This window comes from Burkholderia sp. SIMBA_051 (assembly GCF_046534915.1).
GTDB classification, from domain to species: Bacteria; Pseudomonadota; Gammaproteobacteria; order Burkholderiales; family Burkholderiaceae; genus Burkholderia; species Burkholderia ambifaria.
On record NZ_JAWRXS010000011.1, the window covers coordinates 231267 to 252992 of the forward strand.

General features: G+C 66.5%; 18 protein-coding genes, 1 pseudogene and 1 riboswitch. Of the genes and pseudogenes, 14 read left to right on the forward strand and 5 right to left on the reverse strand.

Annotated elements, in window-relative coordinates; translation table 11 throughout:
- Positions 1 to 26: 26 nt before the first annotated feature.
- From SB771_RS26130 to SB771_RS26140, 3 genes are all read right to left on the reverse strand, one after another.
- Positions 27 to 1037 carry a sodium:calcium antiporter gene (locus SB771_RS26130; protein WP_105833701.1) on the reverse strand — a complete coding sequence of 337 codons (1011 nt, stop codon included), beginning with the start codon at positions 1035 to 1037 and terminating at the stop codon, positions 27 to 29.
- A gap of 82 nt (positions 1038 to 1119) precedes the next feature.
- A riboswitch (yybP-ykoY riboswitch) is annotated at positions 1120 to 1296 on the reverse strand.
- A 145-nt stretch (positions 1297 to 1441) separates the two neighbouring features.
- Complete coding sequence (locus SB771_RS26135; RefSeq protein ID WP_175659792.1) at positions 1442 to 2851, reverse strand: heavy metal sensor histidine kinase; 1410 nt, start codon at positions 2849 to 2851, stop codon at positions 1442 to 1444.
- Positions 2848 to 3519 (reverse strand): heavy metal response regulator transcription factor, encoded by a 672-nt coding sequence (locus SB771_RS26140; protein ID WP_012365252.1) that lies wholly within the window; start codon positions 3517 to 3519, stop codon positions 2848 to 2850. Before SB771_RS26140 ends, SB771_RS26135 begins: the two co-directional genes overlap by 4 nt.
- A 278-nt stretch (positions 3520 to 3797) precedes the next feature.
- Here SB771_RS26140 and SB771_RS26145 point away from each other — a divergent pair, with 278 nt between their 5' ends.
- The 10 genes from SB771_RS26145 (at position 3798) to SB771_RS26190 (ending at position 14346) form a co-directional block, all read left to right on the forward strand.
- Positions 3798 to 4184, forward strand: a complete 387-nt coding sequence (locus tag SB771_RS26145; RefSeq protein WP_175659791.1) for a hypothetical protein — start codon at positions 3798 to 3800, stop codon at positions 4182 to 4184.
- Between the two features lie 94 nt (positions 4185 to 4278).
- Positions 4279 to 4575: a hypothetical protein gene (locus SB771_RS26150; protein ID WP_175659790.1), complete on the forward strand. Its 297-nt coding sequence runs from the start codon at positions 4279 to 4281 to the stop codon at positions 4573 to 4575.
- Entirely contained in the window at positions 4572 to 6110 is a 1539-nt protein-coding gene (locus SB771_RS26155) for a TolC family protein (RefSeq protein ID WP_175659789.1), read from the forward strand. Before SB771_RS26150 ends, SB771_RS26155 begins: the two co-directional genes overlap by 4 nt.
- A 1-nt stretch (position 6111) precedes the next feature.
- Positions 6112 to 7407: a multicopper oxidase family protein gene (locus tag SB771_RS26160; RefSeq protein WP_175659788.1), complete on the forward strand. Its 1296-nt coding sequence runs from the start codon at positions 6112 to 6114 to the stop codon at positions 7405 to 7407.
- An 82-nt stretch (positions 7408 to 7489) separates the two neighbouring features.
- Positions 7490 to 7837 (forward strand): copper-binding protein, encoded by a 348-nt coding sequence (locus SB771_RS26165; RefSeq protein WP_175660136.1) that lies wholly within the window; start codon positions 7490 to 7492, stop codon positions 7835 to 7837.
- Positions 7838 to 7851: 14 nt separating this feature from the next.
- Positions 7852 to 8247, forward strand: a complete 396-nt coding sequence (gene copC, locus SB771_RS26170; RefSeq protein WP_011660121.1) for a copper homeostasis periplasmic binding protein CopC — start codon at positions 7852 to 7854, stop codon at positions 8245 to 8247.
- Positions 8244 to 9185 (forward strand): CopD family protein, encoded by a 942-nt coding sequence (locus tag SB771_RS26175; RefSeq protein WP_175659787.1) that lies wholly within the window; start codon positions 8244 to 8246, stop codon positions 9183 to 9185. The genes copC and SB771_RS26175 overlap by 4 nt, the downstream gene beginning before the upstream one ends.
- 215 nt (positions 9186 to 9400) lie before the next feature.
- Positions 9401 to 11215 (forward strand): ExeM/NucH family extracellular endonuclease, encoded by a 1815-nt coding sequence (locus tag SB771_RS26180; RefSeq protein ID WP_175659786.1) that lies wholly within the window; start codon positions 9401 to 9403, stop codon positions 11213 to 11215.
- Positions 11216 to 12022: 807 nt separating this feature from the next.
- The gene (locus SB771_RS26185; RefSeq protein WP_175659785.1) at positions 12023 to 13873 is read left to right on the forward strand and encodes a S10 family serine carboxypeptidase-like protein; all 1851 of its coding nucleotides are present in this window, start codon (positions 12023 to 12025) and stop codon (positions 13871 to 13873) included.
- 44 nt (positions 13874 to 13917) lie between these two features.
- Complete coding sequence (locus SB771_RS26190; protein WP_175659784.1) at positions 13918 to 14346, forward strand: 2-oxoglutarate dehydrogenase; 429 nt, start codon at positions 13918 to 13920, stop codon at positions 14344 to 14346.
- 167 nt (positions 14347 to 14513) lie between these two features.
- Here the strand turns inward: SB771_RS26190 and SB771_RS26195 are convergent, their stop codons facing one another.
- Positions 14514 to 15518: a helix-turn-helix domain-containing protein gene (locus SB771_RS26195; protein ID WP_175705223.1), complete on the reverse strand. Its 1005-nt coding sequence runs from the start codon at positions 15516 to 15518 to the stop codon at positions 14514 to 14516.
- A 205-nt stretch (positions 15519 to 15723) separates the two neighbouring features.
- Here SB771_RS26195 and SB771_RS26200 point away from each other — a divergent pair, with 205 nt between their 5' ends.
- The 3 genes from SB771_RS26200 to glyA all read left to right on the forward strand — a co-directional run bounded on the left by SB771_RS26200 (position 15724) and on the right by glyA (position 19352).
- The gene (locus tag SB771_RS26200; protein ID WP_175659782.1) at positions 15724 to 16971 is read left to right on the forward strand and encodes a D-arabinono-1,4-lactone oxidase; all 1248 of its coding nucleotides are present in this window, start codon (positions 15724 to 15726) and stop codon (positions 16969 to 16971) included.
- A gap of 33 nt (positions 16972 to 17004) precedes the next feature.
- Entirely contained in the window at positions 17005 to 17784 is a 780-nt protein-coding gene (locus SB771_RS26205; protein ID WP_175659781.1) for an SDR family NAD(P)-dependent oxidoreductase, read from the forward strand.
- A 320-nt stretch (positions 17785 to 18104) separates the two neighbouring features.
- The gene (gene glyA / locus SB771_RS26210) at positions 18105 to 19352 is read left to right on the forward strand and encodes a serine hydroxymethyltransferase (protein ID WP_410721217.1); all 1248 of its coding nucleotides are present in this window, start codon (positions 18105 to 18107) and stop codon (positions 19350 to 19352) included.
- A gap of 148 nt (positions 19353 to 19500) precedes the next feature.
- Here glyA and SB771_RS26215 read toward each other — a convergent pair whose 3' ends face one another.
- Complete coding sequence (locus tag SB771_RS26215) at positions 19501 to 21033, reverse strand: amino acid permease (RefSeq protein WP_175662705.1); 1533 nt, start codon at positions 21031 to 21033, stop codon at positions 19501 to 19503.
- Positions 21034 to 21267: 234 nt separating this feature from the next.
- On the opposite strand from SB771_RS26215, the pseudogene SB771_RS26220 reads away from it, so the two are divergent.
- A pseudogene (locus tag SB771_RS26220) lies at positions 21268 to 21677 on the forward strand (thiamine biosynthesis protein ThiJ); the annotation flags it as partial.
- Positions 21678 to 21726: the final 49 nt, after the last annotated feature.

The following is a 21726-nucleotide window of genomic DNA, read 5'->3' on the forward strand; positions in this document are numbered from 1 at the left end:
TGCCCGATCGTGCGCGATGTCGCGTTTCAGCGCGTCAGCGTCACGAACAGATAGCCGACGTACCCAGCCCCGTTCGCGAGCAACGCCCAGATCGCGAGCCCGTGCGCGCGGGCATTGACGCGCAGCCACGCCGCCGCCGCGAGCGTGATGATTACGCCGGTCAGCACTTCGGGGCGCGGCTCCCACGGCGTCAGCATGATGCCGATCGCCGGCAGCAGCGTGCCCTGGAACACCATCGCGCCGGTGATGTTGCCGAATGCGAGCGTGTCTTTCTTGCGGCGGATCCACAGCACGCTGTTGACCTTCTCTGGCAACTCCGTCGCGATCGGCACGATGATCAGCGACAGCAGCAGCGCGGAGATGCCGAGCACGTGCGACACGCCCTCGACGCCGTGAATGAAGCCCTTCGCACCGCCGACGAGCAGCGCGACGCCGATCGCGAGCTGCAGCGCGATGGTCGCGAGGTTGGTGGGCAGCCCGATGCGCGACAGGAACATCGCGTGCGGCGCTTCGGTGCCGTGCCCGGCATCGACGAGCTGCGTCGACGCGCGGAACGTCATCACGACATACAGCACGTAGATGCCGACCAGCATCGCGGCGAGCAGCGCGCGGACGCCCCACACGTGATGCGGGACGAACATCGCGACGGTGGCGAGCGCGAACGCGGCGATGAAGTAGTTCAGGTCGCGCACGAAGCCGGTGCGCTCGGGCTTGATCGTGCCGGTGAGGCCGCGCGAGCGGATCACGGCGATCGTCATCAGGAAGGTCGTCAGCGTCGCGAGCATCAGCGGCGCGCCGAGAATCGCGCCGACGCCGATTTCCTCGTTCACGGCTGCATTCGACGTGCCGCCCGCGAGCGCGAGCAGCGGCACCATCGTTTCGGGCAGCGCGGTGCCGACGGCCGCGAACAGCGAACCGGTGACGCCTTCGGAAATCTTCAGCCGTTCACCGAGATGTTCGAGCGCATTCGTGAAGAACTCGGCGGCGACCAGGATGACGATCAGCATGAACGCCAGTTCGACGAGCATCAACGTCATGCGGCACCTCCGCAGGCAGGCATGCAGGCGGTCATGGAACGGATGAAACGCGAAGGACAGGCAACGAGGAACATGGGGACTCCGTGGTCGGACGTGGACGAACCATGACGCATCTGCCGACGTCCGACCAGGAACGGCGCGATGCGTCGATGGTCTCGCCAGACCGATTCGGCCGAACGCGCCACGGCCGCAGGCCGAGTATGTTGACGTGTTCGCTTTCCGGGGGATGGAAAGCAGGCTACTCCCCAAAGACGAAGGGCAGTCTAGCCGAGCCGGCCGCTTTCGGCAAGCTTGTGCGGTCACACCCTTTCATTCGGAAAGGCAGGTCGAGCGACAGCGGATGCGCATGCCGTAGCGGGGAAGCAATCGGCGTGCGCGGGCGTCACGTGCGTGTCACGCGTGTGTTACGCAGCGCGAACCGGGAAATACAGCGCGAAGGTCGTGCGTCCGTCGCGGCTCTCGACCTCGACCTTGCCGCGGTGCAGCTCGATGATCGACTTGACGATCGCAAGCCCGAGCCCGGCGTTGCGCGCCGCACCGTGTCGCGACGAATCGATCCGGTAGAAGCGCTCGAAGATCCGCTCGATCTGCTCGGGCGGAATCGCGGCGCCCCGGTTCGTGACTTCGACGACCGCGTAGCCGGGCCGCGTCGATACGTTCAGCTCGATCGTCGAGCCGGCTTGCGCGTGTTCGAGCGCGTTCGACGCGAGATTGCTGACGGCGCGCCGGAACAGCGTCGCGTCCGCGACGACCGCCGCTTCGCCCTGCACGGCGAGCTGCACGCCGGCCTCGTCGGCCAACGCCTGGAAATACGACGCGAGCCGGCGCAGCTCGGCGCCCGCATCGAGTTCGACGGTCTTCAGGTGCTGCCGCGCATTGTCGGTGCGCGCGAGAAACAGCATGTTCTCGATCATTCGCTGCAACCGTTCGCATTCCTCGATGTTCGAATCGATCAGCGCTTCGTATTCCTCGGTGGTGCGCGCGCGCGACAGCGTGACCTGCGACGAGCTGATCACGTTCGCGAGCGGCGTGCGCATGTCGTGCGCGAGATCGGACGAGAACTGCGACAGCCGCACGAACGCGCGCTCGAGACGGTCGAGCATCCGGTTGACCGACGTGGCGAGTTCGTGCAACTCGACCGGACCGCCGCGCGCATCGAGACGCGCGTTCAGGTTGTGTGCCTCGATGCGCGAGGTCTGCCGGCCGAGGCTCTCGACCGGGCGCAGGCCGCGCGACGCGACCGCGTAGCCGAGCGCGCCGACCAGCAGCGCGCCGAGGGCGGCCGCGAGCCAGATGTCGACGCGATAGCTTTCCAGCAGCGACTGACGATCGGTCGCCGTGCGCGCCAGCGCGACCTGGATGGTTTCGCCCGACGGCAGTGTGGCGTGCGCACGCACGCAGCGCGACGTGCCGATGCCGGGCGGCGCGCAGGTGAACGGGCTGGCGGCCGCTGCGTCGGCCGGCCGCGGCCGCGCGATCACCGACGCGAGCGTGTTGCCGGCTTCGTCGGTGTGTTCGACGAGCGGACGGTTCGCGGCGTCGTAGATGCCGAGATAGACGCCCGGATGCGACAGCAGCACTTCATGGAAGACGGCCGGATCGGCGCGCAATGCCGCCGTCGACCCGCTCGCGCGCGCGAGCTGCAGGAACTGGTTGAGCTTGCCGGCGATCTCGATGTCGTCGCGCCGGGTCAGCTCGGCGGACAGCGAGCGATACAGGTACGCGCCGGTCAGCGCGAACACGAGCGCGGCGACGGCGGCGAACGCGAGCGTCAGGCGCCGGAGCAGCGAATACGGCGCGGGGTCGCCGGTCACGAGCGATCCTCGAGCACGTAGCCCATGCCGCGGATCGTGTGGATCAGCTTCTTCTCGTAAGCGTTGTCGATCTTCGCGCGCAGGCGCTTGATCGCCGCATCGACGACGTTCGTGTCGCTATCGAAATTCATGTCCCAGATCTGCGACGTGATGAAGGTGCGCGTCAGCACCTCGCCTTCGCGTTCCGCGAGCAGCTGCAGCAGCGCGAATTCCTGCGCGGTCAGATCGATGCGATTGTCCGCGCGCCGTACCCGGCGCTTGATCAGGTCGACCTCGAGATCGGCGACCTGCAGGAAGTCGCGCGCATTGCGCGGTGCGCGCCGCAACAGTGAACGGATGCGCGCGAGGAACTCCGCATACGCGAACGGCTTGAGCAGGTAGTCGTCGGCGCCCAGCTCGAGCCCCGTGACCTTGTCCTCGATCGCGTCGCGCGCCGTCAGCAGCAGGACCGGCGTCTGCTTCTGCGCGCGCAGCCGCCGGAGCACCTCGAAGCCGTCCAGCTCCGGAAGCATCACGTCGAGCACGACGAGATCGAAATCCTCGTGCAGCGCAAGGAACAGCCCGTCCTTGCCGTTCTCGGCCACGTCGACCGTATAGCTCGCCTCCGCCAGCCCCTTGCGCAGGTAGGACGCCATCTTGGGTTCGTCTTCGACTATCAGTATCCGCATGGTGGAGCAGGCCGTTCGTGATTCATCCGTGATTTCAGCCGGTCAGTGTAACGCGTGAGCTTAGGGCGCCGCGCGTGCGCGAAAGATGACCGGCGGATGACGGAATTGTCATGAAGCGCGCTCGCCGTGCGACGCCCGCGTTTCATGAAAAACCGGTCATGTTTCGGCCATGTCGTCGTCACGACGGCGGCGATAAGCTGCGGTGGTCTTGTGTCCGGAGCGCGCCGTCGCGGTGTCGCTCCCGTTCATCCGGTCGTAGCCTGCCTGATTCCGCATCCATGTCGTACTGGCGCAAATTCATCCTCGTCGTGCTGCTGGCGCTGAGCCTGCCGATCCAGTCGTTCGCGACCGTGTCGATGCAGTGCGCGGGCGCTGCCGCTGCCGTGCCGCATGGGGAGCATGAAGCGAGCGCCGATCATCCGGCCGCGTCGCTTGCGATGCAGAGCGCGCAGGGTGGCGAGCATGCGCACGACGACCACGCACGACATGCATCGTCGTGTTCGTCGTGCGGGGCCTGCTGCTTCGGCACCGGCATGGCCGATCCACCCGCGGCGTCCGTGGCGTCGGGTATCGGTATCGCGTTCGTCGCTTTCGCGCCGTCGCCGGTCGTCGTGTCGTTCCTGACCGGCGGCATCGAGCGGCCGCCGCGCCGGCTTCCCGTCTAGTCCTTGCCCTCTTCCGCGGCCGACCGGCCGCGATCCGCAAACCGTGCCGGCGGTCATTCGATGCCCGTCGCACGACACACGACGAGAAACACCCATGCGATTGATCATTGCGGCGCTGCTTGGCGCGGCGGCCCTCGTGCCGTCGCTCGCGCCTGCGCAAACTCCGCGTCCCGATCCGGCCGATGCCGCAGCGCCTGTGTCGGACGTCGCCGTGCCATCCGCGTTCGACGGCTACGTGCGGTATCGGGACGATGCAGGCCCGGGCTGGAAACAACTGAACCGCGACGTGATGGAGCGGCCCGCGAAGGGGCACGCGAAGTCCGGAAGCGCGAAGCCCGAAAACACGGCGGGCGGAGCGGCCCATTCGATGCACGGAGAGGCCGCGCAATGACGAGACTTGCGATGTCACCGCGAATCGGCGCGACCGCGCTCGTGCTGGCCTTCCTCGCCGGCTGTACGACGTTCTCGAAGGACGGCGGCTTCGACGCCGTGTCGTCCGCCGCATCGGAGCGGATCGGGAAAGACGCCGTGATCGTCAGGACCGACGCCGACCGCGACGCCGTCGACGCGCGCACGAAGGAACTGCTCGCGAAACCGCTGTCGATGGACGACGCGGTGCAGCTCGCGCTGCTGAACAACCGCGGCCTGCAAGCGTCGTACGCGGCGCTCGGGCTGTCGGAGGCCGATCTCGTGCAGGCCGGCCGGCTGCCGAACCCGCGCTTCTCGTTCAGCCGCACGCGGGCCGGCGACGGCGAGCTGAGCCTCGGGCGCACGTTCTCGGCCAACGTATTCGCGCTGCTGACCCTGCCGCTCGCGACGAACATCGAACGCCGCCGCTTCGAGCAGACCAAGCTCGAGACGGCCGACGCGATGCTGAAGGTCGCGGCCGACGCGCGCCGCGCGTATGTCGAGGCCGTGGCCGCCGAACAGGCCGCGAACTATGCGCGGCAGGTGCGCGACGCCGCGAGCGCCGCCGCCGAACTCGCGCTGCGCATGCGCCAGGCCGGCAACTTCAGCCGGCTCGACTACGCACGCGAACAGGCGTTCCATGCGGACGCGGTCGCCCAGCAGGCGAAGGCGCAGCAGCAGGCCGTGGCCGCACGCGAGAAGCTCACGCGGGCGATGGGGCTGTGGGGCGAGCGCACGCGCTACGCGCTGCCCGAGCGTCTGCCCGACCTGCCGAAGTCGCGTCCGGACCTGCCCGATCTCGAACGCTACGCGATGAGCAACCGTCTCGACATCCAGGCCGCGAAGCTGCAGACGCAGGGTGTCGCGTCGTCGCTCGGACTCAGCAAGGCGACGCGCTTCGTCAACGCGGTCGATCTCGGCTACGTGAACAACTACGAGACCGACAAGGGGCACGAGCACGGCTACGAGATCAGCGTCGAGATTCCGCTGTTCGACTGGGGTGGCGCGAAGGTCGCGCGGGCCGAGGCCGTCTACATGCAGTCGGCGAACCGGCTCGCGCAGACCGCGATCGACGCCCGCTCGGAAGTGCGCCAATCGTACGCGGCGTACACGACAAGCTACGACGTCGCGACGCACTATCGCGACGAAGTCGTGCCGCTGCGCAAGACGATCTCGGACGAGTTGCTGCTGCGCTACAACGGGATGCTCGCGAGCGTGTTCGAGCTGCTCACCGATGCACGCGAACAGGTCGGCGCGGTCAACGGCTACATCGATGCGCTGAAGGACTACTGGCTCGCCGAAACCGATCTGCAGATGGCCGTCGGCGGCCGGCTGCCGACTTCGCAGCCTGCGCCGCAGCCAACGTCGCAGCCGACCTCGCAGCCGATCTCGCAACCGGCGCCGCAACTGGCGCCACGCACCGCCGCGCCCGCCGCCTCCACGCCCGACGCTGCACAGCAGCCGGCTCCCTCTCCCGTGGCGCAACCGGCGCCCGCAACGCATCCGGAAGGTCATTGACATGGTGTCCCGTCGACAATTTCTCAGCGGCTCGGGCGCCGCGCTGCTCGGTGCGGCGATGGTCAGCAAGGCCGGCGCCGCGTCGCTGCCCGAAGCGCCCACGATGGCGAAGGCCGGCACTCAGCCGCCGCTCGTGCCGCCCAACGGCCGTCCGTACACGCCCGTCGCGACGCTGAATGGCTGGACGCTGCCGTGGCGGATGAAGAACGGCTGGAAGGAGTTCCACCTGACGGCCGAGCCGGTCGTGCGCGAGATGGCGCCCGGAATGAACGCGAACCTGTGGGGCTACAACGGCCAGTCGCCGGGCCCGACGATCGAGGCCGTCGAGGGCGACAAGGTCCGCATCTTCGTGACCAACCGCCTGCCGGAGCACACGACGATCCACTGGCACGGGCTGCGGCTGCCCAACGGGATGGACGGCGTCGGCGGCCTCACGCAGCCGCATATCCCGCCGGGCAAGACCTTCGTCTACGAGTTCCAGCTGGAGGCGCACGGCACGTTCATGTATCACCCGCACGCCGACGAGATGGTGCAGATGGCGATGGGGATGATGGGCATGTTCATCGTGCACCCGAAGGACCGCGCGACGATGCCGGTCGATCGCGACTTCGTGTTCCTGCTCTCCGCGTACGACATCGACCCGGGCAGCTACACGCCGCGCGTGAACGAGATGACGGACTTCAACATGTGGACGTTCAATTCGCGCGTGTTCCCGGGCATCGACCCGCTGCCGGTGCGGGCGGGCGACCGCGTGCGGATTCGTTTCGGAAACCTGACGATGACGAACCATCCGATCCATCTGCACGGCTACAGCTTCGAGGTCGCTGGCACCGACGGCGGCTGGATTCCGCCGGCGGCGCGCTGGCCCGAGGTGACGGCCGACGTCGCGGTCGGCCAGATGCGCGCGATCGAGTTCACCGCCGATCGCCCCGGCGACTGGGCGTTCCATTGCCACAAGTCGCATCACACGATGAATGCGATGGGCCATCAGGTGCCGAACCTGATCGGCGTGCCGCAGAAGGATCTCGCGCAGCGCATCGGCAAGCTCGTGCCCGACTACATGGCGATGGGCAGCACCGGCGGCGCGATGGGCGGCATGGAGATGCCGCTGCCCGACAACACGCTGCCGATGATGACGGGCACCGGCCCGTTCGGGCCGCTGGAGATGGGCGGCATGTTCACGGTGCTGAAGGTCCGGCAGGGGCTCGGCCGCAATGACTATCGCGATCCGGGCTGGTTCCGGCATCCGAAGGGCACCGTCGCCTACGAATACACCGGCGAATTGCCGGACGGCTGAGCGGCGGCCAACAGCGGCAAGCGGTGGCCGCACGGTGCGGCCGCCGGTTTCATTTCACTCACTCTGGATGGAGCAGGCAATGATGAAGAAAGGACTGGTTTCGATTGCAACGGGTTGCGTGCTGGCATTTTCCACGGCGGCGTACGCGGCCGGCGACATGGCCGGCATGGACATGGGCGGCAACGCGAAGCAGGGCGCCGACGCGACGCGCAAGATGTCGCATGGCGAGATCCGCAAGGTCGACACGGCCGCGGGCAAGCTGACGATCAAGCACGGCCCGCTCGAGAACCTCGGGATGGACGCGATGACGATGGTGTTCAAGGTCAAGGACCCGGCGATGCTCACGCAGGTCAAGGCCGGCGACAAGATCGATTTCGTCGCCGAGGACGTGGACGGCGCGTTGACCGTCGTCGAACTGCGCAAGCCGTGATGCCGGGGCGGAACATGCACACGAAGATCACGATGCTCACGCGGTTCGTTCGCGGCGTCCGCTTCGTCGCGGCCGGCGCGCTGATCGCCGCCGCGCCGGTTGCGGCCTGGGCGCACGGCAAGCTGGAGAGCGCGACGCCCGCGACCGGCAGCACGGTCGACACCGCACCCGACACGCTGCGGCTCGCGTTCAACGAAGACCTGGAGCCCACCTTCAGTTCGGTGAAGGTGTCGGACGCGAACGGCAAGCCCGTCGCGCACGACAGCGCGAAGGTCGATCCGGCGACGCCGCGCGTGATGACCGTCGCGATGCCGAAGCTCGCGCCGGGTGCGTACACGGTGCAATGGGTGGCGATGACGGCCGACGCGCATCGCACCAAAGGCACCTATACGTTCAAGGTGAAAGGGTGAACGAAGGCTTCGTCGGCATGCTGCGGCTGGCGGCCGTGGCGATCCAGAACGCCGGCTTTGCCGTCGTTATCGGCACGCTGCTCGGCAGCCGCTGGCTCGCGCGGGGCGAGTCGGCGTGGCAGCACGGCATCGCGCGGCGGCTCCTCGCGACGCTGCGCGGTGCGTCCGTCGTGTCGCTGCTCGCGAGCATCACGGCGTTCTGGGCGCACTGCGCGTTGATGAGCGAAGTGCCGCTGCTCGACGCGTGGCCGTCCGTGCGCGCGATGCTCGCCGGCACGGGGTTCGGTCATGCGTGGCTGGCCGGCGCCGTGTTCATGCTCGCGGTCGTGATCCTGTCGTTCGTTCGGCGCGTGACCGATACGCGCTTTCCGTTCGCGATCTGGGCCGCGCTCGCATGCGTCGCGCTGGCACGCAGCAACGGCGGCCATCCGGTCGACGCGGGGCTGTTCAGCGTGCCGGTGTGGGTCGACTGGCTGCATCTGCTGGCGATCAGCGCGTGGGTCGGGCTCGTGCTCGTGACGGCGTTCGGCGTGATGCCGCGATTGGCCGGGATGCCCGCGAGCGAGCGCACGACCGGCGCGTCGTTCGTGCAGTCGCTCTCCGATGCGTCGACGGTTGCCCTGGCCGTCCTGTTCGCGACCGGTGCATACAACGGATGGCGCGGCGTCGATACGACGGACAACCTGCTCGCATCGACGTACGGGCAGATCCTGCTGCTCAAGCTCGCGCTCGTGCTGATCGCGGCGGCGCTCGGCGGACACAACCGGTTCTTCGGGATGCCGAAGCTGTTGGCCGCGCTGAAGGATTCGCAGGCCGCGATGCCGGTCGTCGCGTTGCGCGGGTTCGGCGCGGTGCTGCGGATCGAGGCGGTCGTGCTCGCCGGCGTGCTGATGGTGGCGGCCGTGCTCGTGTCGAGCGCGTTGCCGGGGACGGTCTAGCGTCGCGGCGGGGTGAGGGGTGACGCCGGCAGCGGGAAATCGTCGGAACGGGGCCGGTGGTTGTCGGACGATTTCCCGCTTTTCGAGCGTGAGCGCGCGGCGGATCGCGGTGGCGCAGCGATACCGGGAATTACATATGCCTGTCTTCCGGTTACTAAAAACTGTCACCGAGCGCCGCTAAGCTTTCGCCACCCTCACAACCGGGATTCCCCGTCATGCGCTCGACAATCCGCCTGTTTGCCCCGCTATTGCTGCTGCCCACGCTTGCCGCGCCGGTCCTCGCGGCGACCGCCGCCCCCGTCAGCCCGAACTGCGGCGGCAGCACGACGCCGATCGCCGACATCCAGGGGCCGGGCGCGCCATCGCCGCTCGCCGGCCAGAACGCGTCGATCGAAGCGGTCGTCACGGCCGATTTCGGCGGCACGGACGGCTTCGGCGGCTTCTTCGTCCAGCAGGCCGACCCGCAGCGCCGCAACCAGCCGGGCGTGTCCGAAGGGCTGTTCGTCTATGCGCCGAAAGTGCGCGCGAAGGCCGGCGATCTCGTGCACGTGACGGGCAAGGTCGAGGAGAAATACGGGCAGACGCAGCTCACGCTGTCGGGTGCGATCGCGGTGTGCGCGAACGGCCAGACGGTCACGCCGGCGACGCTCACGCTGCCCGTCGACAGCCCGAACGCGTTCGCCGCGTATGAAGGGATGCTGGTGCGCCTGCCGCAGACGCTCACCGTCACCGACAACTACGAGCTCGGCCGCTACGGCAGCACGATGCTGAGCAACGGCCGGCTGCGCACGCCGACGAGCGTGGTGCCGCCGTCGCAGGCGCAGACGCAGATCGATGCGAACGCACGCAACCGGCTGATTCTCGACGACGGCTCGAACAAGCAGAACCCGGCGAGCGTGCCGTATCCGGCGCCGGAACTGTCGGCCGCGAACACGCTGCGCTCCGGCTACACCGTGCGCAACGTCGAAGGCGTGCTCGAGGTGCGCTACGGCGCATGGCGCGTGCAGCCGCTGCCCGGCGCGGCCGCGCCGACGTTCGACACGCGCGCGAACCCGCGCACCAACGCACCGGCACGCGATCCGAAATCGAACCTGCGCGTCGCGTCGTTCAACGTCCTCAACTACTTCAACGGTAACGGCATGGGCGGCGGCTTCGACGATCCGAACAACCGCGGCGCGAAGAGCTTCCAGGAATTCCAGCGTCAGGAAGCGAAGATCGTCAGCGCGCTGAAGGCACTCGACGCCGACGTGATCGGCCTGATGGAAATCCAGAACAACGGCTACGGCGAACTGAGCGCGGTGCGCCAGCTCGCGGCGAAGCTCGGCAGCAACTGGCGCGTGGTCGATCCGGGCACGTCGCGCCTCGGCGGCGACGCGATCACGGTCGCGATGATCTACGACAGCCGCACGGTCGAACCGGTCGGCCGCGCGTCGACGCTCGCGATCGACGACAAGAACCGCCAGCCGCTCGCGCAGTCGTTCCGCCGCGTCGGCGGCAACAAGCAGGCGCTGACGATCGCGGTCAACCACCTGAAGTCGAAGAACTGCCCGGACGCGGCGAACGACGACCTCGACCAGGGCGACGGCCAGGGCTGCTGGAACCCGACGCGCACGCGCGCGGCGGCGAAGCTGGCCGACTGGCTCGCCGGCACGCCGACGGGCGTCGCGGGGCAGGGCACGCTGCTGATCGGCGACTTCAACAGCTACACGTATGAAGACCCGATCCGCCTGCTTGAAGCGCGCGGCTACCGCAACCTCGTGTCGCGCTGGATCGGCGCCAATGCGTACAGCTACGTGTACAACGGCGAAGCCGGCTACCTCGATCACGCGCTCGCATCGTTGCCGCTCGCGTCGCACGTGAAGGCCGTGCACGAATGGCACATCAACGCGGATGAGCCGCTCGCGCTGCAGTACACGCTCGCGTACAAGTCGGCCGAGCAGCAGAAGACGTACTACGCGCCGGATGCGTATCGCTCGTCGGATCACGATCCGGTGCTGATCGATATCGCGCTGCCGGGCGGCGGGCGCTGATCGCCGCTCGAGCGTTTGGATGATGGCGTGCGGCGCTGCCGCACGTCGTCGCGTGAGCGTGAGCGGGAGTGTCGCCGCTCGCTCGCGCGGCCGCTCCGTTCACCACGCATCACGTGCCCGATTCGCGATTGCCGCAATGCAATCCGCAATGCGCGGGGCGAATGATTGCTTCTTCCTTGTGAATAACCCGCGTATTACAGCAACCGTGCGGCTTTATTCCGATATCGGGTAAATAATTCCGCCGCGTATCCTGAAAATCGTCGGAATCGGTATTTCGTGGATAGAGCCGGGTTTTATTCAGTAATTCGCGTCAGTCGGCTTCGGGTAATTAAAATGAAAGAATAACCCTGTCGATTTGAAGGAATCCCATGCGCGCGGCCAATGTTCGACAAAGGGTTGTGCGACATGCGACAAAGCCGCGGCATTCCGGGGAAAACGACTCGTATGGCGTGTCGGATGCGAACAATCGCATTTTCTTTCAAAATCCAGACACTGATCTCCGTTCGCATCATTGAAGATTTTTTAATATCGGAATGATCTTTGACAACGCGGCGCAACACCGCCTATTTTTGTTCTGTCGTAAATTTCGGTAATACAAAAGTCGTCAAAACTGCAAGGGGGCGGCGTTCCCGCATCATTCTCCGCCAGCAGTTTGCTGTGTCTGTATCAAGTTCAGTCTCTCGAAGAAGTCCAATCCCCAACCGCCGTCTGCCGATCGTGCAACGCGAGTGGCGGGTATGCCTGCGCGTTTTCGCCGGCGATGGCGGCCTGTGTGTGAAGCGATATTCGACCCACAAGGACAGAGGCATGCAACCAGACAGGAGCAGTACCGGCAGCCGCCGCGAACGCCGCGGCCGGCTGGCCGGGCTAGGCGCATTGACCGTCTTGACCATGGTGCTCGCGAGCTGCGGCGGCGACGATTCGTCGTCGGTCGGCGCGTCGAGCCTCGCGCAGGCCGTCGCCAGCCAGCAGGCCGGCGCGCAGCAGGCCGCGGGCAATCAGACGCCCGCGGCGAACCAGCCTTACGTCGACCCCGTTGCCTATTCGATGAACGCGACCGACGGCCTCGCGCCCGGGCAGGTGTCGGAGAAGGCGGCGGTGATGCATTACCAGTGGAAATCCGGCGGCACGACGGTCAACTACACGACGACCACCGGCCACCTGACCGCGCAGGACGCGAACGGCAACGCGGAGGCGTCGATGTCGTATGTCGCGTACACCGCGCCGAGCACGAACGGCAAGCCGCGTCCCGTCACGTTCGTCTATAACGGCGGCCCCGGCTCGTCGTCGATCTGGCTGCGGCTCGGCTCGTTCGCGCCGACGCGCGTCGCGACGCCCGATCCGCTGTTCGGCAACAACTGGCCGAACTATCCGCTCGTCGACAACGCGGAAAGCCTGATCGACACCACCGATCTCGTGTTCATCGACCCGCCGGGAACCGGGCTGTCGGAAGCCGTGTTGCCGAACACCAACCAGAAGTACTGGGGCTCCGACGCGGACGTCAACGTCATGCGCGACTTCATCCAGCGCTACCTGAACGTGAACGGCCGCGGCACGTCGCCGATCTACCTGTACGGCGAATCGTACGGCACGCCGCGCACCGACATGCTCGCGCTGGCGCTCGAATCGGCCGGCGTGCACCTGACGGGTATCGTGCTGCAGTCGGCGATCCTGAACTACTTCGCGGATGCGGTGGAGGCGGTGGCGATCACGCAGTCGACCGAAGGGCTGCTGCTCGACACCGATACCGTGGCCGGCTATCTGCCCGGCTATGCGGCGGTCGCCGCGTACTTCAACCAGGTGTCGCGGGCGCCGGTCAACCCATTCCTGTATGCAGTGCAGACCGAACTGTTCACGACGCTGATCTACAACCAGCTGCAGAAGTATTCGCAGTCGTGGGTGCTGAGCCAGCTCGGCATTCCGGATGCGCTCGGCACGCCGGTGTTCCCGAGCGATGCGACGCTGAAGCTGTGGTCGATCCCGTCGAGCCTCACGCAACAGGCGCTGCGCGACTACTTCAACGCGAACCCGTTCGGCACGAACCTGGTGCCCGGCACGACGATCGGCCGCTACGACGGACGCGTGTCGTTGCCGAACAGCGATCCGCGGCTGCAGGCGGACGGCGACCCGTCGGACATCCTGATCTCGCAGCCGTTCACGAACGCGCTCGCGACGCAGATGCCCGACTACCTCGGCTACACCGCGCCGAACGCGACCTACCTGCCGTTGAACGACAACATCATCCAGGTGTGGGACTTCTCGCATGACGGCCAGCCGATGCCCGACACGATCCCCGATCTGCTCGGCGCGCTGCAGCTCAATCCGAAGCTCCACGTGCTCGCGGAGAACGGCCTCCACGATCTGGCCACGCCGTTCTTCAACACGGAGAAGCAGCTCGCCCGTCTGCAGACGGTGAAAGGCCTGAATCCGAAGCTGCAGGTGAATTTCTTCCAGGGCGGGCACATGACGTATCTGGATGACGTCGCACGTCCGCAGATGAAGCGCGACCTGGCGACCTTCTACAAGGGCGCGCGGATTCCGACGGCGCTGACGCTGAAGACCCTGCCGCCGCCGTGGCCGGACGAGAATCCGGCCGGCACGCCGACCGGCAGCACGCCGGGCGCGACGGCCTCGACTTCGCTGGCGGCGGCACCGTAAACGACGGACTCCTTGCGAAAAGGAACCCTCTATTCATCCATTGAATGCGAGTGATCATGTCTCCAATCAACTTGATGCGACGTATGTGTTCGTTGATCGTCCTCGGTGCGGTGATGAGCGCCGCCTATGCGCTGCCGCCGCAGGCGGTGGCGCCGGTGAAGCTGCCGCACGGCGGCCACGGCGTCGACGGTCCGTTCTTTCCGTCGACCCGCGCGGTGCCGGTATTGCCGTCGACCGGCGCGACGCTGCAGCAGCAGGCGCAGAAGCGCGTCGATGCCAGGCTCGGCGGCAACACGGTGCTGGGCAACGGCGCGGCGGTGACGAAAGCGCAGGCGCAGAGCAGCGGGCTCGGGTTCGTCGCGAAGCACTTCGACGAGATCGATGCGAAGCACACCGGTCGCGTGACGATGAGCGATGTGCGGCAGTTCATCCAGCAGCGGCAGGTGCAGGCGCAGCAGGAACAGCAGGAGTGACGGTGTAGCGAGGTCGCCGGGTGGGAAGGCGGCCGGTGCCGGTTCGGTGCCGGCTGCCCAACCGCGGCGGCGGCCTGCGTTCAACCTGCCGCGGCGCACGTTCGTGCCGCGGCCTTCTTCGTGGAAGTTCGGCACGCGCCTAGCATCACGCCTCGCACGATCGACGCTCACGCTTCCCGCTGCGCGTATCGCCTCGCCGTCGCCGACGGCAACTCGCCGAACATCGCGCGATAGTCCTGCGCGAAACTGCTCAGGTGCCAGAAGCCCCACTTCGTCGCGGCCGACGTCACGGGCCCGCCGAGCCGCAGCTCGCGCCGCACGTGATTGAGCCGGACGGCGCGCAGGTAGGCGATCGGATTCAGATTGAGCGTGTCGTTGAACGCGTATTGCACGGTACGCCGGCTGATGCCGAGCTGCACGCACAGCTCGGCGATCGACAGCGGGCACGTCGACGCATCCTGCAGCCGCGCCTGCGCCGCGTTGACGAGCGACCAGTACTTCGTCGAACGCGTCGCGAGCGCGTCCGCGTCCGGCGCGGGCACCGTCATCGCTTCGGAAATCGCATACAGCACGGTCCGCTCGAGCAGCTCGATGCGATCCTGCGTCGTCACGTCGTCGGCCGGCGTGCTCTTCGCGGCCGCGGCCATCGCATGGCGCAGCAGGTGACGCAGGCGATCCGCGACCTGGGCCGTCATCGGGATCAGCGGTGCGAAGGTGCGGGCCCGCAGCGACGCGGCGAACGTGCGCAGCGCCAGCGTCGACAGCTTGTCGGGCGCGATTTCGACGTTCACCAGCACGTGCCGGTCCGGAGAATAGAACTCGAACACGGGCTGGCTCGAGAACACGTGCAGGCTGTCGCGCCCGCTCTTTTCGCCGCACATGCGCGCATGGCCTTCGAGCTCGAGCGGCACGGCCACGGCGACGCGATCCGACGGCACCGCGCCCTGTTGCAGGATCACCTTGTCGAGGTCTTCGACCAGCAGCCGGATGCCGCCGAGCGACACGATGGACGACGAGCCATGAAACCGGCCGCCCGAGATCTGCGTGTAGTTGAGGTGCCAGCCGTCGAAGATCCGCGCCTGCTCCTCCACGTCGGTGAACGCGCAGAACGTCACCCTCCGCGCGAGCGGCGGCGCGCCGGAGAAATCGCTCGGATCGGCAGACGGCGTCATCGGAGTCGGGAGGGGAGCGGGCGGATCGATTCATTGTAGTCGCTGCACGCGCCCGTCAAAAAACCCCGGAGAAAACCCTCGTTTGCCGAAATCCGATAGTGCAAAGCCAGCCGGCGAAATATCGTTGGCACGAACACGACGCATCGCGCCGGCACCGGGAGTCTCCCGCTTCGTTGCCGGCCCGCGCACTTCAGGAGAGAGGTTGATGGAGCTTCCACGTGGCGGATTCTGGCGGAACTGGGTCGGCAATCAATCGTGCGTCGCCGCGCACATGGCGGCGCCCACCAGCGAGGCGGAGATTGCCGAGCTGGTGCATGCCGCGACGAGCCGGGGCAAGAACGTCCGCTGCGCGGGATCGGGGCATTCGTTCACGCCCATCGTCGCGACGAGCGGCCTGCTGCTGTCGCTGAAGGACTACCACGGCATCGTCGCGGTCGACGAGCGGCAGAAGCGCGTGACGGTGAAGGCCGGCACGCGGATCAACGCGGTCACGCAGCATCTGAAGCAAATCGGCTTCTCGCTCGTCAACCAGGGCGACATCGATTCGCAGGCCATAGCCGGTGCGTTGGCGACGGGCACGCACGGCACCGGGACGACGCTGAGCAATCTGTCGTCGCAGGTGGTCGGGATGCGCATCATTCGCCCCGACGGCTCGATCATGGAAGTGAGCGACAAGCAGGACCTCGACCTGCTGCACGCGACGCAGGTGAATATCGGCATGTTCGGCGTGGTCTCCGAGCTGACGCTGCAGGTGACCGACGCGTTCTGGCTGCACGACCGCGTGTGGCGCGAGGACTTCGACGCGCTGATGGAACGTTACGACGAACTCGCGGCGACGCACCGGCATTTCGGTTTCTTCTGGTGCCCGACGTCCGAAAGCCGCCACCTGTACTGCCTGCCCGACACCACCGCGGTGTCGAATTCGAAGAAGGACTACGACGTGTGCGAAGTGAAGGTGATGGACGTGACCGACGCGCGCACGTACCACGAAGGCGAGCACGAGAAGATCGCGTACAGTTCGGAGGTCTACGCGATCCATTACGTCGCTAACTTTCACGAGCTCGAGTACGCGGTGCCGGCCGAACACGGCAAGGAAGCGTTGCGCCGCGTGCGCGACATGATCCTCACGAAGCATCGGGACTGCATCTTCCCGGTCGAGTACCGCTTCACGAAGGGCGATCCGGCATGGATCAGCCCGTTCAATCACCAGGACAGCGTGACCATCTCGTGCTCGGGCGGTCCGAACGGCGTCGACTACTGGCCGTTCCTGAAGGATGTCGACGACATCCTGCGCGACTACGGCTCGCGTCCGCACTGGGGCAAGCTGCACTTCACGAACCGCGACGACGTGGACCGCTGGTTTCCGAAGGCCGAGGCGTTCCGCGAACTGCGCCGCAGCGTGGACCCGGAAGGCCGTTTCCTCAACGATCATCTTCGGACCCTGTTCAGCTGAGGGGTTCTGACGAATCACACTGGAGAACGACGCATGAATGCCAAGATTGACGGTCGCCTGGCCGGCAAGGTCGCCATCGTGAGCGGCGGCGCGGGCGGATGCGGCGCCGCCGCGTCCGAGCTGTTCGCCGCGCAGGGCGCGAAGGTGGCGATCATCGACCGTGACGGCGACGCGGCCGACACGCTCGCGTCCCGGTTGCGCGATGTCGGCCTGCACGCGATCGGCCTGCAAGCCGACGTGTCGAAGCAGCCGGACGTGCAGCACGCCGTCGAGGCGGCCCGCACGCAGTACGGCAACGCGGACATCCTGTTCAATCATGCGGGCACGCTGATCGTCAAACCGTTCCTCGACATCGAGGAGTCGGAATGGGACTGGCTGATGGGCGTGAACGTGAAGAGCATGTTCCTGATGACGAAGGCGGTGCTGCCGCAGATGCTGGAAAAAGGGCGCGGCAGCATCGTGTGTACGTCGTCGATCTCGGCCGTCTGCGCGACGCCCGGCGAGGTGCTGTATGACGCGACCAAGGGCGCATGCCAGATGTTCGCGCGGGCGATCGCCGTCGAATACCGCGACCGCGGCATCCGCTGCAACGCGCTGGCGCCGGGCTTCATCCGCACGCCGCACGGGATGCGCGAGCTGAAGGATCTGCAGGCGATGGGCGTGGACGCGACCGAGGCGGCCATCGCGGTGCAGCAAGGCCGGCTGTGCGAGCCGTCGGAAGTGGCCGCGGCCGCGCTGTTCCTTGCGTCCGACGAATCGAGCTTCGTCAACGGCACCCAGCTGTTCGTCGACAACTGTTTTTCCGCTGTTTAGGCCCCCATATAAGCAAGAAGCCGACGGGCTGGCGCGACCTCTCCGGGAACGGCAGGTTCGGTCGAAGGTGCCGCAGCGATGCGGACCTTCGATTTTTTTTGGCCTGGCGTCGCGCGATGCGTCCTAGCGGAATGTCGCAATCCTTCTATCTGAACGCCGTGGCGTCTGCTGGAATGGCAATGACGTGTCACCGTTCAGCCGGCTTCGCGACGCGGCAGGGTTGTCGACGTCATCGAGCGCCGCGCCGGCGCTCGGCTTCGCGGGTCCGGGCAAGTCCGGCATACCAGGATCAATCCATCACTCTCTTCTGATCAATCATCATGTTCAATCGCACTACCAGCACCGTCGCCAACGTCGATCCCGAACTCTGGACTGCCATTCAGGACGAGAACCGCCGCCAGGAAGACCACATCGAGCTGATCGCGTCGGAAAACTACACGAGCCCGGCCGTGATGGCCGCGCAGGGCTCGCAGCTCACGAACAAGTACGCGGAAGGTTATCCGGGCAAGCGCTACTACGGCGGCTGTGAATACGTCGACGTGGTCGAGCAGCTGGCGATCGACCGTGTGAAGCAGCTGTTCGGCGCGGAAGCCGCGAACGTGCAGCCGAACTCGGGTTCGCAGGCGAACCAGGGCGTGTTCTTCGCGATGCTCAAGCCGGGCGACACGATCATGGGCATGAGCCTCGCGCACGGTGGTCACCTGACGCACGGCTCGCCGGTGAACATGTCGGGCAAGTGGTTCAACGTGGTGAGCTACGGTCTGAACGAGCAGGAAGACATCGACTATGACGCCGCCGAGCAGCTCGCACAGGAACACAAGCCGAAGCTGATCGTCGCGGGTGCATCGGCGTTCGCGCTGAAGATCGACTTCGAGCGCCTGGCGAAGATCGCGAAGTCGGTCGGTGCGTACCTGATGGTCGACATGGCGCACTACGCGGGCCTGATCGCGGCGGGCGTGTATCCGAACCCGGTGCCGCACGCCGACTTCGTGACGACGACGACGCACAAGAGCCTGCGCGGCCCGCGCGGCGGCGTGATCCTGATGAAGTCGGAATACGAGAAGCCGATCAACTCGGCGATCTTCCCGGGCATCCAGGGCGGCCCGCTGATGCACGTGATCGCGGCGAAGGCCGTGGCGTTCAAGGAAGCGCTGTCGCCGGAATTCAAGGCATACCAGGAAAAGGTGGTCGAGAACGCGCGCGTGCTGGCTGAAACGCTGGTCAAGCGCGGGCTGCGGATCGTGTCGGGCCGCACCGAAAGCCACGTGATGCTGGTGGACCTGCGCGCGAAGAACATCACGGGCAAGGCAGCGGAAGCGGCGCTGGGTGCCGCGCACATCACGGTGAACAAGAACGCGATCCCGAACGATCCGGAAAAGCCGTTCGTGACGAGCGGCATCCGCCTGGGTTCGCCGGCGATGACGACGCGCGGCTTTGGCCCGGCGGAAGCGGAACTGGTCGGCAACCTGATCGCCGACGTGCTGGAAGCGCCGGAAGATGCGGCGACGATCGAGCGCGTTCGCGGGCTTGTCGCGGAGTTGACGCAGCGTTTCCCGGTCTACGGCTGACGCGCTGCAGTCGGGCACCCGGTCGCGGGTTCCACTGCTCAGGCGGTTGAACCTCGTCCGGTCCGAAGCGATGTAAAAAAATCCGGCTCGCCGTGTATGTGCGAGCCGGATTTTTGCGTTGTGAGCCTAGGTGCGAGTCGCTATCGCTTCACACCGACGCATCGACGTTCGCCTCGAGTTCGCGAATGCGCGCGTCGTTGCGCGTGTCCTTGAGCACCGGCGGCCCCGCGAACGACTTGCGCACCCCGAAGCCGTACCAGATCACCATCAGCACGACCACGAACGCAACCAGCACGTAGAGCACCTTCTCGTTCGGCGGCTGGATGCCGACGTAAGCCAGCACGCAGGCGCCCACCAGCCCGAGCAACGCGCAGGGCTTCGACCAGATGCCGAGCTGGAACGGGCCTTTTTCGGTCCACGTGCGCCCTTCGGCGAGCATCCCGGAGCCGATCGGCATCGCATACGAGATGAACAGGAACACGGCGCTGCCCGCGCTCAACACCGAGAACGCGTCGCCGTACAGCGTGACGACGATCGCGAGCACGGCGCACGTCCAGATCGCGGGGCCGGGCGTCCGATGGTTGTGATTCACGCTGCGCAGCAGTTTCGACGCCGGCAGCCCGCCGTCGCGCGCAAACGCATACACCATGCGCGACGTCGACATGATCGCGGCGAGCCCGCACACATAGTTGATGAAGAACATCGCGAGCTCGAGGCATACGCGCAAGGCCTTCGGAATCGGCGCGAGGATCGCTTCGAAGAAGCCGGTGCCCTGTTTCATCGCGGCCGTCAGGTCCGGCATCACCAGCACGAACGTGCACACCATCACGTAGCCGAACACCGCGGACCAGAACACCGAGCCGATGATGCCGCGCGGCACGTTCCTCGCCGCGTTGTGGGTCTCTTCCGACGTGTGCGCGGACGCGTCGAAGCCCGTGATCGTGTAGGTCACCAGCAGCAGGCCGGACAGGAACGCGAGCGGCAGCGTCTGTTTCGGCCATGCGCCGCCGTCGACGCCCGTGAAGTTGGTGAAGGTAACGAGCCGATGCAGGTCGAACGCGACCGGCGAGTAGACCAGCAGCGACACGACCAGCGCGATCGTCACGACGAAGATCAGGTAGCCGGACAGGTCGGTGATCTTGCTCGCGATCTTGATGCCGCGTGCGTTCAGCATCGCCTGCGACAGCGTGATGAACGCGATGAACGCGGTCTGGTGCCACCACGTCAGGCTGTCCGAACTGACGCCGAACATCGGGGCGATCAGCGTCTTGAAGAACGGATCGTAGGTGCCGAAATTGATCGCGGCGATCACGAAGATCAGGCCGATCAGGTTCAGCCACGCCGTCATCCACCCCCATTTCTTCCCGCCGAGGATGGCGCCCCAGTGATAGAGGCCGCCGGCGGTGGGGAACGCCGATGCGATCTGCGACATCGACACTGCGACGATCAGCGCGAACAGCGAGCCGAGCGGCCAGCCGAGGCCGATCGATGCGCCGCCGGCGGCGGAAAACGCGAGCTGAAACGCCGTGATGCCGCCCGACAGAATGCAGATCACCGAAAACGACACGGCGAAGTTCGAGAAGCCGCTCATGCGTCTCGACAGCTCCTGCGCATATCCCATCTTGTGGAGAAGGCTTACGTCACTGTCGGTGCCTGAGTCAGGCTGGATTTTCGCGTCCATGTTCGCTCCGTCACGAATGTCCTGCATGGCAGGACCGTCATCGCTGCCCGGGCCCGGCATTGCGGCCCGCCCCTGGAATTCGTCGGCGGCACGCGACGTCATGGGTGAATGACACGTCGCTTTCCGGTCCGATGCGGGAACGGTATGAAGCCAAATCTCGCGACGCTATCGGATTTTGGCAATGCACCGGAAAGTCTGGACGGATGCACCTTTCGGGGGCATCGAGGGGGGGCTGATGCGGCTTGGGTCGGCGATCGCCGTTATGTGATGGAGGGGAATGCGATGACGGCGACTGCCGTGGCCGCGTCGGTTCGCGCGTCGCTTGCATTGGTGAATGCGTTGGCGGGGTTCGGCTGCGGGGCGCAACGTCGGCGCGGATGGATGGAGCGATGTGCACGACGGCAGCCGGGGCGGGTTGACCGCACGTGCCGTTGCGACTGCGCCGACGAATCGCGTCACGTTCTGGCGGCATCGGACCTTCGATTGGCCGGTCGCGAACGGCTTCGACGAACTCCCCGATGGTGCTCACCGCCGATGCGTGGGTGCGGACATCGCGCAGCGATGTTGGCGCAACGGCGGATGCGCAAGTACGTGGCGACGCGACGTCAGACTGGGTGGCGCTGCAACTGGAGTATGCGAAGTAGCGGCGGAGAATTGGCGTGTCGCTCGACGCGAACCGCGCTTCCCGGCCCG